Origin of the sequence: Roseiconus lacunae, assembly GCF_008312935.1 — a bacterium.
Taxonomy (GTDB): domain Bacteria; phylum Planctomycetota; class Planctomycetia; order Pirellulales; family Pirellulaceae; genus Stieleria; species Stieleria lacunae.
Genome location: NZ_VSZO01000007.1, coordinates 370,711 through 386,466, shown reverse-complemented (window position 1 = coordinate 386,466; position 15,756 = coordinate 370,711). Strand labels below are relative to the sequence as shown.

Sequence of the window (15,756 nt, the reverse complement as noted above, 5' to 3'; positions counted from 1 at the left end):
CGACAGTATTAGCCGGCTGGCGTTAGCCCCGGTTTTTGGGATGATCCGCGTGGCGGGAGCCATGGTTCAGCGGACTTCACCGGAATAACGCCAAGCGGCTAGTGGCTCACCATATCAACTTATCAAAGCGAAAGGGCATCGGCCTTCGCTTCCAAACATGCCGTGACGCGATCACGAGCGGCAATCATTTACCTCAACGTGAACCCGCGAAGCATGGCGACGTGGCACGCTTGAATTCATTTATCTTTCTCCGCCTCGGTACCTTTGGGCGAACGCTTTGATGACCTCCGTCCATCGGCTTTCAAGCCTAACTGTCGTTGACTTTGTCGGTGCAGACACCGTCAAAATCCTGAACAATCTGACGACCAACGACGTCCGATCGTTAGAAAATGGGTGTGGCTGTGAAACATTTGTCACCGATGTTAAGGGCAAACTGGTTGCTTTTGTCGACGCGTTTAGGACGGCCGATGGCTTTCGCCTGATCGGAGCCCCCGGGCAAGCCGATGCGGTCGGCAGCCATGCCGATCGCTACACCATTCGTGAAGACTCGGTCCCCGTGGATCGATCGGTGGACTTGACCGCGTTTGTGTTTGCTCCTGATGTCAGTTCCCCTTTACAAAGCGAAACCGATTGGGGGCAGTGCAATGCCGTGCGATACGAAGTCGATTGGTTGGGCGAGGGTAGCTTTGTCGTCTTAAGTGAAACTCCGGGCGCGGTCGAACAGGTCATACAAACAGTGGGCGAATCGATCGGTGATGATTCCTCATTTCATCACAGCCGTACACTGGCGAACTTCCCATGGTTTGGGATCGATTTAAGCGAAAAGAACCTGCCACAAGAAGCGAACCGAAACGAACAAACGATTTGCTTCACCAAGGGATGTTATCTTGGACAAGAGACGGTCGCGCGACTGGACGCGTTGGGGCAAGTCCAAAAACAGTTAGTGCAGTGGCAGGTTAGCGGAATCGTCCCCGAACCAGGGGCAGAAATGTCTGCCAATGGCAAGACGGTCGGAAGGTTAACCAGTGTCGCCCCACAATCGCAAAACTCAGCCATTGCGATTGGCGTCGCCCGGCGATCCCACTTTGAAGCCGGTTCGGAAGCGACCGGCGAAGGCTTCACCGCGACAGTCCTTGCGTGATCAGGCTCCGGAAAAAGCGGACACGGTAATGGCTGTGGTCAGTGCCCTTGCCCCCGTGCAGTGCAATATTCAGTAAACTGTCCGCATGAGCGCCCCGACTGAATCACTGCAACTGTTGTCTCCCGAGCTACTTGCCAAGCTCGAGCGTTTGGAATTGGTTTCGCGTAAAGTCTTCCGAGGACGGATGAAGGGCGAAAGGCGAAGCAAGCGGAAGGGGCAAAGCGTCGAGTTCGCCGACTTTCGGAACTATGTCCCCGGTGACGATCTCCGGCTGATCGACTGGAACCTTTACGCTCGTCTCGATCAATTATTCCTCAAGCTCTATCAAGAGGAGGAAGACCTTCATGTCTATGGATTGATCGATTGCAGCGAGTCGATGAACTTTGGAACTCCGACGAAGCTACATGTCGCCAAGCAGATGGCCGCGGCGCTCGGATACATCGGCCTCTGTCGAGCTGACCGAGTCAGCATTCAAGCGTTGGGCGGACAGGGGCGTCGTGCTCCGGTGCTTCGTGGACGAACAGGTTTATGGCAGATGTTGCAGTACCTTGAGTCACTTCAAAGTGGTGACAATGTTTCGCTGCTTGAAGGTGTCAAGGATTTTTCGATTCGTAATACGGGCACCGGTGTGGTCGTTCTCTTGACCGACTTAATGGATAAATCCGGATTCGAACAGGCACTCCGGCTATTGATCGGTCGGCGTATGGATGTCTACATCATGCATGTCCTGTCGCCAGAAGAGGTCGATCCACCGATTCGTGGTGACCGTCGATTGATCGATATCGAAGACGGCGATCAAACTGAAATCACCGTCAATGCCTATGTGCTCGACCGCTATAAACAAACGTTGCAGTCGTTTTTAACATCGGTCAAGACGTTTTGTTCCCGTCGAGGCATCGCGTACATACCGGTATTGACCGATCAGCCTGTCGATGACGTGATGACAAAGTATCTCCGACAGCGAGGCGTCGTTCGATGAGTTGGATCTCGACGTTGGCCCCATGGCAGTGGGCGATCTTTGCCGTAGTCCCGATCGGGATCATCCTGCTTTACTTCTTGAAGTTGCGTCGAGAACCGATCGAGATCCCAAGTACTTACTTGTGGTCGCGGACGGTGGAAGATCTGCACGTCAACAGCCTGTTTCAGCGGATCCGCAACAACCTTTTGTTGTTACTGCAACTGCTCGCGGTTTTGCTCGCGGCACTCGCCTTACTGCGGCCCGGGCAGCAAGGCGAAACCTCCGGTCTGGGGAGAAAGGTGTTTCTGCTTGACGCATCGGCGAGCATGATGACCGAAGACGTTGAGCAAGAGAATCGATTCGCAATGGCAAAGCTGATGATTCGTGATCAGATCGACCAGATGGAAGATCAGGACACCGCGATGTTGATTACGTTCAGCGACCGTGCCGAAGTCTTGCAATCGTTCACGAGTGATCGTGGCCGATTGCGGGCGGCACTCGATCGTGCACAGGTCACCAATCGTCCCACCGACATCATCGGCGCACTTGAAGCGGCAGATGGGTTGGCCAACCCGCGGCGAAGCAGCGAAGCCGGAGACGTCAATGACATTCAAGTCGCCGACCCGCTGCCGGCCGATTTACTGATTTTTAGCGATGGCGGGTTCCGCGACGTGGCGGATTTCAACGTCGGTAATCTCGTCCCGACCTATCTCAAGATCGGCAGTGATTCCCCTCGCAACGTTGGAATCACCGCATTTAGTGCCGACCGAAATGTCGAGCGACCTGGTGACGCTCAAGCCTTTGCGACGGTGGTGAATTTTGGCAAGGACGCGGAGACGTTTAACGTCTCGCTGTACGTCGATGGTCAGTGGAGAGACGCGGAGGCGGTGACTTTGGAGCCTGATGAAGAAGGCTCGTTGACGTTCGCACTTTCCGACCAAGGCGAAGCGGCAACGCTCGAAGCACGTCTTGAATCGGATGACGGAGATCAAGGATTCAGCGACGATTTTAGCATCGATAACTTTGCTTACGCAGGGCTTCGTCCGCTTCGTACGGTGTCGGTCTTGGTGATCACGCAGGGGAATCGTCCGCTCGAACTTGGCCTGACCACCGAAAGTGCGGCAAAGATTTGTGTCGCTGACTTTCAGCCGCCAAGCTATATGGAATCGCCGGAATACACCGCGCGAGCGACCGCCGGTTTGGATGATTTGATTATCTACGATCGCTGCCAACCCAAGACGTTGCCGCTGACAAATACCTTCTTCGTCGCCGCCCTTCCAAATGCCGATTGGTCTTGGGCGAGCGAACCAGGGCAGACGATCTTGGTCGATATCGATCGAACGCACCCGATGATGCAATACCTAGAACTGTTCTCGCTGCTGATTTTCGAAGGGCGTAGCGTAACCGGCCCGGTTGGTACTCGGGAATTGGTCGGAGCCGACAATGGGACCGTGCTGGCACTCGCCCCTCGAGATGGTTATCAAGATCTGGTGCTCGGCTTCGCGATCGTGACCAATTCCGACGATGGGATACCGCAAACCAATACGAATTGGTTTGCCGAACGCTCCTGGCCGGTATTTCTGCTCAACGTTCTTCGGCACCTTGCCGGTGCCGCCGACGCGACCAATGCAGCCTCGTTTCTTCCAGGTGATACGGTTCGGCTGCGTGTGGAAAGTCAAATCGGTGAAGTTCAGATTGCACGCGGCAGTGGGACGGCGGAAACCATTCCCACCGGTCAATCGGGAACCGTCGAGTTTGTCGACTCGGAAATGCCTGGCAACTATCGCGTCATGGCGGATGAAAAGTTAGTCGACCTATTCGCAATCAATTTATTTAGTCGGATGGAAAGCCAGATCAATCCGCGCAGCGAGTTCGAAATCGGATACGAGAAGATCGAAACGTCCGGTACCATGGAAACGCGTTATGAGTTTTGGCGTTGGCTGCTTCTGCTTTTGTTGGTCGTCTTGGCACTCGAGTGGTGGTTATATAACAAGCGGATCGCTTGACACGTTTTCGGCTGACAGGTTGATTGATCATCAAATCTGCAACGCGTTTCAATATTTGTAGAAATCACTTGGACTTGAAACCATCATTTACCCTTTCATCGCTACGGACTTGGAGCCTGATTGGTCTGCTATTTCTGCAGGCAGATTTGCCTGCGATCGAACGTGAAACTGATCGACTGAACGAGGACGTCGTCAACTCACTGGTAAAAGCAGGGAGGCTTGATGACGCGATCTGGTTTTGTGAACGGGTTGGAAAGCAATCCCCCGTGGCATCCGTTTCGCATGCTCGCTGGATCGGAAAACTTGCGATCGTTCGTTCAGAAAAAGAGGCCGCGTCACTCTATGAGGGGCGCAGCTCTGAACTGGCGGAGCGTTTAAAACAAAGTCTCGAGAATGCTACTGCGTCGATCGATGAATTTCTTAAGGCGAATCCTGATTTTAAAGCGGCAGAGTTTCTAACCGCGGACAAAATTACAGCGTCCTATCGGATCCTCCGCGTGGCGATGATCGTCGCCTCTGTCTCATCACAGTCTGAAACGAATACGGCTACGTTACTTCGCCAGGTTAGCCAATTACAGCGTGCCTGCGTGACACTTGAGAAATTGGCGAATGACAATTGGGCGATCGCAAACGATGCCACGAGACAAGAGGCACGGGGAATTTCCGCCGACCAATGGGAGCGACTGGGGCGAGAGTTATCAATTCGACAAGTTGCGCTCGCCATCTTACAGACAGAACTATTTCCGCCTGGCACACCAGACTATGCGAGTGCGGCGGCAAATGCCGTCACTGCCGCAGTGTCTGCCTTGGAAAGGTTGCCTGACGATGCACCAATCAAGGTCACGGCTCGAAAACTGCATGTCGATGCGTTGCTCCGTAGTGGCGACATTGAAGGGGCTCGCCGCAATTTCTTGCAACTCAAAGATCTTTCCGACGATCAAGCGTCCCCCGCGTTGCTGGCCTTGGATGCGAAAATCAAATTGGCAGGCAACGAGGTCAGTCAAGCAAAGCGGCTGATTGAATCGTTTTACTCTCGGCAATCCAATGTCACGTCATCGGAAATGGACTTTGTGAAATTGGACATGCTTCTCGAAGAAGATTCGTCGGGGCAATCCGCCGGTCATTGGTTGCGTCACATCGAAGAACGGGGCGGAGCCTTCGCACGACGTCGAGCAGAAACGATCATCGTCCGGCGTCTGAAAGGTCTTGATTCGGAACGCCCCACGGACTCTACCGAGCAGACGAAGTCAGCGTCGATCCTTGCCGCCCAAGGTGAGGATTGGCTACGCAAAGGTGACTTTGATAAAGCGGCACAGCTGTTACGGAACGCCGCGGAAGTGGCCAACGGGGCAGAAGCTATTCAGTTAGCTGCGAAGAGTGCAGCGGCGGCAATTAAGGACGGCGATTCTCGTCATGCTGCCGAAACGTTACGCGCAATCGCACTGGACAACTCTGAAGGATCAGGGGCTTTCGATCTTGCTGCTCAGGCGGCACTCTTGCTTTCCAAGCCTGTCTCAAACGTTGATGACGCGGTTCGAGTGTCTGAACTTGAAACGCTCTTGCAAGAGATTTCACAAACGTGGCCCGGTGCCGATCAAACTCCTGCAATCGCAAGCTGGCTTTGCAACATCTACAAGCAGTCAGGTCGCGATCGTGACGCAGCGGAATTTGCACTCCAGTGGTTCACGCTTCGTAAAGATGCGACGTCAAGCAATCTGGTGGAGTCGATGTGGTTTGAATTGGTAAAGGGGCTCCCAAACGATCAATCAAAGTCGGCATTGAAATCACTCAGTCAGGCGACCTGTGAAATCGCAGCGGAGAATCCGCAGCTAGTATCGACGGTGCTACCGCTTGCGGCACTTCTCTTCGACAATCCCGAACAACTAAACGTTGAAACCACGGATCACAGTGACTCAACGGATCCGTTGGTTGATGCGATCTGGAATCTTCGTACCCTTGGGCAAGGCCATCTAGAATTCACGGATGTAACCGAGTCGCGACTTCAGCGGGCCCGATGGCGTTTGGAGCGAGATCTATCAACTGGTTCGACGTTCGTTCGAGCAATTGCCAAACAGTTGCAGCGATGGCCCAACGCGACCCCATGGCAACGAGCGAAAGTAGAATTTTGGCTTTCCGAAGATCAAGCTTCAATCAATTCGATCGCAAAGATCGTTATGACAACGGGGGTGAATTCCGTGGCCGTCGAAGAGGCGATGCGGCTGTTGTCTCAGTCAGAAAACCCATTCGCCAAAAAAACAGCGGCCCAGCTCGCCGAACGCGTCGCTACCTCGTTACCCTTACGAAGCGAGCGATGGTATGAAGCAAAAATTAATGCGATCAAGTGGATTTACGAATCGGGTGATGTCCAGGAAGCGGGCAAGCGTGCCTCGTTTTTAATGCTAGTCCATCCGCCCGATGACGAACGGGTGGGAGAGCAAGTGCAACGGTACCGAGAACCGCAGTGAATCAGCAATGAATCGATCGACTGGTCTCGATCGTTTGAAACTGCTGGTTTGATGGTTCGTATTTGGCTAGATCGAGTGCGGAGGGTACACCGTCAAAACGCCTCGATCTGTTCGAGTGACGAGACGTCCGTCAGCTACATAATGGATCCTAAAACCAGACGTTCCGGTATCTCTGACCACATGATTTTGCTCAATTCGATAGAGCTCTTTCTGATTATGGAAATCGCGAATTTGAATCCAGCCATTGTCCCGAAGCGCGAGTAGCTTCCCTGAGGGAGAAAAGGAAAAATCAAAGCAGGAGGACGTTGGACGTGGGATGCCGTTTGAAAAGCGAAACTGTAGTTCCCTAAACCGGCTGTCTTCGCGGCCATCACTCAGCGACCACACGCGAAACCTCCAGTCGCCGTAGTGTTCAGTCAATCCGATCCATTCGCCGGAAGGGTGGAATTGAAGTTTGCTGACACAGGGGAAGTCGCCACGAATGATTGTGTTCGTTCCATCATCCAAGTTGTAGATCTCGATCTCGCCTTTCTGACGGCAGATTGCTACCAGCTTTCCAGATGGCGCGAGCGCGCCGACGTGCTGAATGTGATGATCTGTCACGCGTTCTTGTTCGCTTGCATCAATTTCAAGCAAGGTCTGACCAGTCAATAGCTCATCGACTGCGATGATCGGCCCCGACGTTCCTGACCGCGATGACAAAAGTCGCCCGGCTTGAAGGTCGAATTCGAAATGCGGGAAAACGCCTCCTTTTCCAAAGTTGTCGATCTTTTGGCTTTCGATATCCAACACTGAGACACGATCATCGGCTTGGAAGACAATTCGGTGGTCATGCCAACGCAGGCAGGAAACGTCGGATACGTCAAGAGAGACTAGCTTAGTCTCACTACCTGACTCAGGATCCAGAACGACGATCTCGCAAGACGCTGGATCTGCCTGCGTAGATCTACATGCGGCGAGTTCATTTCGTTCGCTCTGAAGATCAAAACTCATGAACCCCGTATAGTGTGCGGCGAAAAAAGTCTGCAGTGCAATTGGGCCAGGATTTTCGGCGTGTAAGTGCCGAAAACCTTCGCGAAGCTTCTTGAAATGCTTGCTCTCCAGATCGCTTGCCGCCTTTTCCTCGGAGGGATGTTTCTTTGTCGTCTTTCTCCCGTCGCGTCCAAGTTTTCCGGAGACTGTTGTCAATGACTTTCCATCAAGAGACCAATCCCAAAACGAATTCTTTTCGATGTTGGTCAGACGCCCGGATGCCGGAATCGGGAATGTTGACATTTAGCAATCCAATGAATGATCGTCTAAAGTTTTGTCGCGACGAAGAAACCACGGTCGGCAATTGTATCTTTGTAGGGATCGCACCGAAAACCAAACTCTTCGAAAATCGCAGTGTACTCAGCCGGACTGTAACAACGGCCTTGAGTGATGTTGACTAACAAGACCGAGTACTCGGCGACCGGCAAAGGCCCATCTTTGGCATCGTTTAGAAACGCTTCGTGCACGATGACTTTTCCGCCCGATCGTAGTGTCTCTGCCGACTTCTGGATCAACGCTCGTATCGCCGGAAAGTCCCAGTCGTGTAATACGTTCGAAAGCAAAATGCAATCCGTGGTCGGCCATGCGTCTTTAAACATGTCCCCGCTAACGATTTTGATTCGATCTCCCATCCCGTGCCGAACTATTTCTGCGTGGGCGATCTTATCGACGGGCGTTTGTTCGAAGATCGTTGCCGAAAGTTGATTGTTCTTGGCGAGCAACGTCGAGGTATAGATTCCAGATCCGGCGCCGATATCCAAAACTGTCGTGACATCTGACAGCCAAGGCTGTACCGCCGAAGCAAGCGTTTGGCCCATTGCGACGCCACGACAATTCATCAACGCCGTGAAGCCTTTTGCGAACGATTCATCTAGCATCGATTCATGCCAATCGTTGGAATCATCTTTAGCCTGCCAGTTCGCCGGACGATCACGGGATAGAACTTGGTAGCACCCCTGGGCGATCGGGGATTCGACAATCGGTTCGTAATAAGGGCCTAGATAGTAGGGTGACGAATCGACCAAATGTTCTTCAGCAAGCTCCGTCAACCGGTGTTGATCAGCTTCGGTTGTGACCCAGCCTCCGGCACGGCAGAGTGTAAGCAAGACATCCAAAGGACGTTCGGCCAACCCAAATTCAGAACCAATTTGCTTCGTCGAGACGACTTGTTGGGCATCGATCCACGAAAACAGATTCAATTTGAGGATCGCAACTGCCATCAAATCGGCTGCGTATTGCCGATCGCGATACCGGAGTAATAGGGCGGGGTCAGTTGCGGGGTTTTTTCCAAGATCGAAGTTTGTCATTTGCTACCGACGGTGTTTGGGTGGGCCGTAACAAACAGTGTTCCCTTTGCGGCAGTACAATGCAAGGAGTCCCTGCGGAGAACGCCTTTGACCGACTCGACCTTAGGAATTGACAATCGACATTGTCTACAAACTCTCAGACATCAATTGGTCATCTGCCCCGAACGGTTTACTCTGGACGATCCACGAGGCCTTTATCAACATCTGGATTGGTGATAAGCCGCATGGCGTTAGCCACGGTTTGGTTGCGATAACCGGGGCTAGGCAGTTGAACACGAGTGATTCGGCTTAAGTCATTGCAAAGTCGGGCTCTCAGGCCCGGAGAGGGCACCCTCTCCGGGCGTTTGTTCGTCCGACCCTTCCCCCAAGCGGGAATGTGTTATCCAGATACTTAAATCCAAAGACTCGCGTTTATCTGTTTAACGCCCGTCTGCTGATGACTTGGTCGAGCATGCTCCAATGAAGTTAGGCACTTGTGACATCTTTGAAACTTGGTTTCTAAATCGGCGAGCGATTTACAAGCTTGGCTTCAACATGTTTCCGTTGTCATCTACCGGATAGACTGCGTTGTGATTTTCAAGCTGGTCGGCCATCTCAGTAATCATTTTCGCTAGCACCTCGGGGTGTGATTCGGACAGATCGTTTTGCTCAAACGGATCGTCCGCCAGATTGAAAAGCTGGTAGTGACTTTCACTTTGAACTCGCTTCTCTTTGGCGAATTTCTCCGGTAGTGCATGATAGATTGCTTTCCAATCACCATCACGCCACACCGTGAAATAGTTACTGCGATGCACACCATGTGGATAGTGCATCAAAAACTGCTCCGGACGCGACGAGTCTTGTTTGCCAGTTAGCAGGGTCGATAAATCAAACCCATCGATGGTATGCCCTTCCGGCACCGAAACAGCGGTCAGCTTTGCCAACGTTGGGAATAGGTCGGTCACGTTAGCAACTTGCGTTTGAATTTTGCCCGAAGGGATGGGGAGTTGTTTTTGGAACGCATTCGCGTCATCGTTTTTCGCCCACGACGCGATGAACGGAACCCGCATTCCACCTTCGTAATGTGCTCCCTTTTTTCCACGCAACGGTGCCGCGCAGGCTACTTCGTGTTGATGTCCGAGCGGTGCGTCAGTACCGTTATCTCCCAGAAAGACGACGAGAGTATTTTCGGCGATTCCCAATGCCTCGAAGTGGTCGAGCATGTCACCAAGAGACTTGTCCATGCCTTCGATCAACGTAGCAAATGCTTGGGCTTGTTTGGATTTACCCGAATTCTGATAGTGCTCCAAGAATCGGGGGTCCGTTTCGAAGGGAGCGTGAACTGCGTAGTGTGAGAAATACAGATAGAACGGCTCGCCCTTACCGACCGTCTCACTCACGCGCTTTTTAGCTTCGATCGTCAACGCTTCGGTTAAGAACGTTTCTGTGCCGTGATACTGTTCCAAGTGTGGAACTGCGTGATGTGAGCGTTTGGTTAGGGCACCATAGTTTTTTTCACCGTAATAGCTGCCCGGTGCACCAAACGCGGCACCGGCCACATTGATGTCGAACCCTAGACGGCTCGGATCTTCGCCGACGTGACCGCTGGGGGCAAAGTGTCCTTTGCCAACGTGAATCGTTGTGTAGCCTTTACTTCGCAGTAACCCCGGCAGCGTGACGTCGTCTTCTTTGAGTCCCTTCCAATTCCAATTCGGCGGGCCATTTTCGCCGGCGTTATCGACTCGTGGGTTGATCCAGTTTGTCGTCCTATGCCTCGCCGCATTTTGCCCCGTCATGATGCTCGATCGAGTCGGTGAGCAGACGCTCATCGCATAGAATTGACTGAACCGAATCCCCGTTTTGGCCAAACGCTCCATCGATGGCGTCCGATAGAAATCATTTAACGGATAACGTTTGGGATTTCCCGACTCGTCGACTTGCATTGGAACGGAGGTGTCCATCATCCCCATGTCGTCGACCAGGAACACCATAATATTGGGCTGTGTCTCCGCCGCCGACGTCGTCAGTTGCGCGTGCATCATCCAAGCAAGTAACAGGACGAAAGCCGTTGTGGTGGTGCTAGACTGCATGGTAATTCCGAAAGAGTATTGGAGATCAGTTGCTTATCGTTTTTATCAAATCGCTTGTGCGAATGCTCCGTCAAGAACGGGACTTCGCGGGCGGGGCGTCAACCGACGCGCGTATGCTCGGGCAATGCTACTTGAACTTGGGCGATAACGTCGCGCTAATTCAATGATCGTCAACAAAAGCGGGGTGGTTGGCGTATACCGTATTCCGCCGGTTTTGCGTTGATCAACCGACACGGGTGTTTTTTTCAATAGCTGACGCTCAGATCAGCCGACGGGACGTTTCCAAACATCAAATGCAGACGCGGCACTAGCGCCCCGTCAACGTTTGAAATTCGGATGAACCGAGTGGCGTTAGCCAGGGTCTCGGTGTAGTAACCGGGGCGAACGCCCGTTGGCTGATGAGCCGAAATCGTATTTTGAGATGGAACGAAGCACTGGCCACCGGATGACGCCTATCGCATCCATTCAAACGCTTAGATCGTTAGTCTAGCGAAGCACCACGTGGCTGTGTCTGCGTGGCGGGCTCAAATTCCTTGACGACCTTTCGTGCGAGTCGCGAAGCCAGCGGACCCGGGGGCGTTTGACGAGTATCTTGCTTTCGGTAAGTCGCTGGCAATCCCCTCAAACACAATGATCACTGAGTCCCCCGGCTGCACGCTTTCTTGACACTGTCCTGCCTAACCTATACACTGGGGTGCACAATAGCGAGATTGGTTTTCGCCGTTGTTGATGCACGCTCGCGGTCAACCGTTCGCCCGCACGCTCACCGAAATCTCTTGGCAGTGTTTGATGTTGTTTCACCTGAATTGCCGATGGTTTAACGCCGTGATCCTGGCTTCGACCTACGTTTGGTTTGTCTGCCAGCCACACGCGATGGCACAACGCGTGACGTACGAACGGGAACCGATCGACTACCTGAATGCAAAGGTCAATGATCGGGTTGCACAGCTTGAATCACGTTTGCAAAGCGGTGACGTCAAGCTGGATTACGATCCGCAGTACGGCTATCTGAAATCACTGCTGAAAGAGCTCGAGGTGCCGCTGTCCTCACAATCGTTGGTGTTTTCAAAGACCAGCTTGCAGCTTTCGAGAATCTCGCCACGCCGACCGCGGGCTCTGTACTTCAACGACGATGTCTACGTAGGGTACTGCCAACGGGGGGACGTGATCGAGATCGCCGCTACAGACGCGAAGCAGGGGGCGACGTTTTACACGCTTGAACAAGACGCGGAGAAAAGACCACGTTTTGTACGCGATAAAGGTGGCTGCCTCTCTTGTCACGCGTCGAGTCGAACTCAGGGGATCCCCGGCTACTTGGTTCGAAGTGTTTTTCCTGATGCGGCAGGTCGCCCAAAGCTTGGCAGTGGGACATTCACGACCGATCACACCAGCCCTTTCAAAGAACGCTGGGGAGGTTGGTACGTCACGGGATCCCATGGTGAAATGCGTCACATGGGAAACACGATTTGCAAAGGAGACGAAACGACATTTGATCGCGACGCAGGTGCTGGTGTGCTCGATCTGTCGGATCACTTCCGGACCGATGTTTATCTGACACCGCACAGTGACATCGTGGCGCTGATGGTATTGGAGCATCAGACTCAGATGCACAATGCGATCGCGGCGGCAAACTACGAAACTCGTCTAGCACTCCATCAATCGTTTCAAATGAACGAATTGCTCGAGCGTCCGGAAGGGTTTGTCAGTGATAGCGCGAAGCGACGCATCGATGCGGTCACGGATGACTTGCTTTACTACTTGCTGTTCTGCGAGGAATTTCGATTGACTGATCCGGTGTCGGGCCCCACGAGTTTTTCGACAGAATTTCAATCGCGAGGCAAACGAGATTCTCAGGGGCGAACGCTTCGCGAACTGGATCTGAGCACTCGATTGTTAAAGTATCCGTGTAGCTACCTCATTCACTCGGATGCATTCGCTGGAATACCAGACGTGGCCCGGCACCAAGTTTTGACGAAATTAGCCGCGATCTTGAATGGAAGAAACCGTTCCGACGAATACGATCATCTGTCGAGTCATCTTCGACGAGAAATTGCCGAGATTCTGCGTGATACTCTTCCCGAATATGTTGACCGGGAGCGTGCCATGCTAAGTGACGATGTTACTCGTCGAAACTGAATCGTTGTTCCCAGAGAACGTAGACTGCTCCGTTCAAAACAGAGAATCACGGTGAATCGACTCCGAAGCCGATTGCTTGACATCGTCCGGCGGCGGTGTGGGCAGCGATAGGCGAAACATGTCCGCCGCGAATGCATTCGGGCTATGGATGGGGGAGCTACTAAAAAGGCGCGTCGGAATTATCGTCCGCCGAAGGAAGCTGGTAGACAATGTTGTTCTCGTTAACCCGGATATAGCCTTCCGTCTTCAATCGCCGGAGCAGTCGAGCAGTGTCGCTGACGCTTAACGTTCGGATGGTCGAGCGAACCCAGTTTGAGAGCGTCGCGATTGTCCTCGGTCTGGATTTGACACTACATTGAAGCCGTTCAACTAAAGCTTGCACCAACGCCTCATCGTCAATGTCTTCGGCCAACGGCGTTGGCTTGCCGATGTGTTTTAGGTCTACAACGCGTCGGACGTCTATCTTACGCTCTGCCAAGTGTTCGATCAGAGGATCGAAACCACCGTCTTTTGAAACGATGAAGAATCGCGCGTTGGGATGTGCAACCGAAAGTTCGCCGATGTAGAACGCGATGTGAAAGTCAAGTGCGTCTTTGCTACTGCCGGAAATCTTAACGTAGCGGCCGGCGTGTCCCATCCCTTGCAATGCGAACGCCAGCTCGAACGGTATTTTTGTCTGTTTGGCGCCGACAAAAACCAGAACCAATAGTGGTACTTCTTTCAGTCCGTCGAGACTTGTGGGAGTGACGTTCTCGAAATCGATCAGAACGATGTGTTTCGAAGTCATGACCGGGACGTTGACGGCCAACGATATGCACGGATGGATCAGAAGCGGTGATCTCACTTCGCGAGATCTCTCGACCAAAACCTAGGAGGTCGATCCTGCGTTTTTTTCTAATCGAAACTTTATTGATCGAGGATTGTGAAGATTAATCGAGCAAACATCCGGTTGTAGCGATCCTAGGTCCTTTAAAGAGATGACTTGAGGTTCCATCAACTTGTTGAAACTTGGATTAGCCGATCGGCGTTAACCACAGTTTCGCTGCAAAAACGGATGCTAGCGTCCGTTGAATCAAGCCTTGTTGTTATGTTTTCAAACGAAGCAAAGGACGTGCATCATGCGACGATGTCATGGACTACGTTTCCATGGACATCGGTCAGGCGAAAATCGCGTCCGGCGTAACGATACGTTAAACGTTCGTGATCGAATCCCAGCAAGTGCAAAACTGTCGCTTGCAGATCGTGCACGTGAACGCGATTTTCGATGGCCTGAAAACCGAATTCGTCGGTCGCACCGTGAACATGGCCTCCTTTGACTCCACCTCCGGCCAACCACATTGTAAATCCGTAGTGGTTATGATCTCGACCGCTGTTCGTCCCGGCATTCGCACCGGGTTTCGGTAATTCAACCGTTGGTGTGCGACCGAATTCGCCTCCCCAGATCACAAGGGTTTCGTCGAGCATCGAACGCTGCTTTAAATCTTTCAGTAACGCGCCGATCGCCTGTGAGCATTCGCCGGCCAGACGCCGGTGATTTTCCTCGATCTTGTCATGGCTATCCCAAGGTTGCCCCGCGCCGTGCCAAAGCTGGATATAACGCACTCCTCTTTCGACGAGTCTGCGAGCGATGAGAATTTGCCGGGCTTGTACAGAATCACCATACATTTCTCGCACATGTTTGGGTTCTTTGCTGATGTCGAATGCGTCGGTCGCTTCCATTTGCATTCGGTAGGCAAGTTCAAAGCTCTGGACTCGCGACTCAAGTTCCGCGTCATGCTGCCGCTGTTCTTGATGCTGTTCATTCATCTGCTGCAGCAAATCCAACTGACGCCGTTGTTGGTTTCGATCGAGCCCAGCCGCATTGCGAATGTTAGAAATCAAACGTTCAATGTCTTTGTGCTTACTGTTGATGTAGGTCCCTTGGTATGCCCCTGGTAAGAAACCGGCTTGCCAATTTTCGGCGCCTTTGATCGGATAACCATTGGGGCACATCGCGATAAAGCCCGGCAGGTTCTGGTTCTCGCTGCCTAGTCCATAGGTGACCCAGGATCCGACCGAAGGTCGTACGAATTGAGCATGGCCACAATTCATTAACATCAGCGAAGGTTCATGGTTAGGAACGTCCGCGTGCATCGAACGAATCACACAGACGTCATCAATGCTTTCGCCCACATGCGAGAATAGCTCGCTGACTTCGATGCCACTCTCACCGTAACGTTTGAATTGAAACGGTGATCGGTATGCCGCGCCTGTTTCGCGTTCTGTCCTTAGGTTAAGCGGGATCGACTTGCCGTGGAACTTTTCCAGGGCGGGTTTGGGGTCAAAGGTGTCGACTTGCGACGGTCCGCCGTTGAGAAAAAGGTGGATGACCGCCTTCGCTTTGCCCGGAAACTGTGGTTGTTTCGGGGCCATCGGGTTCAGGCCGCTCGACGCATATAGATTGCTCGACGTGTCATCCGACATGACGCCAGCGAGGCCGAGTGATCCGAGGCCGATTCCACTGCGTTTTAGAAATTCGCGACGAGTCGCCGGCGGCGAATTGAGATGTGCGAGTTGATTCAGCATGGTTCAGATCAAATTTGTGATAGTCAATATCGTTCGGTGAGTGGACCGAGAGCTGGCGCCCGCGGTCGGTCGATCAA

10 protein-coding genes are annotated in these 15,756 nt (G+C 52.8%); 5 read left to right on the top strand and 5 right to left on the bottom strand.

Annotated features, from left to right (window positions below; all coding sequences use genetic code 11):
- Nucleotides 1-280 precede the first annotated feature (280 nt).
- From ygfZ to FYC48_RS11470, 4 genes are all read left to right on the top strand, one after another.
- The gene (gene ygfZ, locus FYC48_RS11485) at nucleotides 281-1,141 is read left to right on the top strand and encodes a CAF17-like 4Fe-4S cluster assembly/insertion protein YgfZ (protein WP_149496841.1); all 861 of its coding nucleotides are present in this window, start codon (nucleotides 281-283) and stop codon (nucleotides 1,139-1,141) included.
- An 85-nt stretch (nucleotides 1,142-1,226) separates the two neighbouring features.
- Nucleotides 1,227-2,120, top strand: a complete 894-nt coding sequence (locus FYC48_RS11480) for a DUF58 domain-containing protein (RefSeq protein WP_149496840.1) — start codon at nucleotides 1,227-1,229, stop codon at nucleotides 2,118-2,120.
- Nucleotides 2,117-4,105 carry a vWA domain-containing protein gene (locus FYC48_RS11475; RefSeq protein ID WP_149496839.1) on the top strand — a complete coding sequence of 663 codons (1,989 nt, stop codon included), beginning with the start codon at nucleotides 2,117-2,119 and terminating at the stop codon, nucleotides 4,103-4,105. Before FYC48_RS11480 ends, FYC48_RS11475 begins: the two co-directional genes overlap by 4 nt.
- Before the next feature lie 74 nt (nucleotides 4,106-4,179).
- Entirely contained in the window at nucleotides 4,180-6,570 is a 2,391-nt protein-coding gene (locus FYC48_RS11470; protein ID WP_149496838.1) for a hypothetical protein, read from the top strand.
- 66 nt (nucleotides 6,571-6,636) lie between these two features.
- Here FYC48_RS11470 and FYC48_RS11465 read toward each other — a convergent pair whose 3' ends face one another.
- From FYC48_RS11465 to FYC48_RS11455, 3 genes are all read right to left on the bottom strand, one after another.
- Entirely contained in the window at nucleotides 6,637-7,845 is a 1,209-nt protein-coding gene (locus FYC48_RS11465) for a WGR domain-containing protein (RefSeq protein ID WP_149496837.1), read from the bottom strand.
- Between the two features lie 23 nt (nucleotides 7,846-7,868).
- Nucleotides 7,869-8,909, bottom strand: a complete 1,041-nt coding sequence (locus FYC48_RS11460; RefSeq protein WP_149496836.1) for a methyltransferase — start codon at nucleotides 8,907-8,909, stop codon at nucleotides 7,869-7,871.
- A 515-nt stretch (nucleotides 8,910-9,424) separates the two neighbouring features.
- The gene (locus tag FYC48_RS11455; RefSeq protein ID WP_235034209.1) at nucleotides 9,425-10,978 is read right to left on the bottom strand and encodes a sulfatase; all 1,554 of its coding nucleotides are present in this window, start codon (nucleotides 10,976-10,978) and stop codon (nucleotides 9,425-9,427) included.
- Between the two features lie 789 nt (nucleotides 10,979-11,767).
- On the opposite strand from FYC48_RS11455, the gene FYC48_RS11450 reads away from it, so the two are divergent.
- The gene (locus FYC48_RS11450; RefSeq protein WP_149496880.1) at nucleotides 11,768-13,114 is read left to right on the top strand and encodes a hypothetical protein; all 1,347 of its coding nucleotides are present in this window, start codon (nucleotides 11,768-11,770) and stop codon (nucleotides 13,112-13,114) included.
- A gap of 160 nt (nucleotides 13,115-13,274) precedes the next feature.
- On the opposite strand, the gene FYC48_RS11445 is transcribed toward FYC48_RS11450, so the two are convergent.
- Together FYC48_RS11445 and FYC48_RS11440 are read right to left on the bottom strand one after the other, a co-directional pair.
- Nucleotides 13,275-13,901 carry a PIN domain-containing protein gene (locus tag FYC48_RS11445; RefSeq protein WP_149496835.1) on the bottom strand — a complete coding sequence of 209 codons (627 nt, stop codon included), beginning with the start codon at nucleotides 13,899-13,901 and terminating at the stop codon, nucleotides 13,275-13,277.
- A gap of 329 nt (nucleotides 13,902-14,230) precedes the next feature.
- Nucleotides 14,231-15,679, bottom strand: a complete 1,449-nt coding sequence (locus tag FYC48_RS11440) for a DUF1501 domain-containing protein (protein WP_149496834.1) — start codon at nucleotides 15,677-15,679, stop codon at nucleotides 14,231-14,233.
- Nucleotides 15,680-15,756 lie beyond the last annotated feature (77 nt).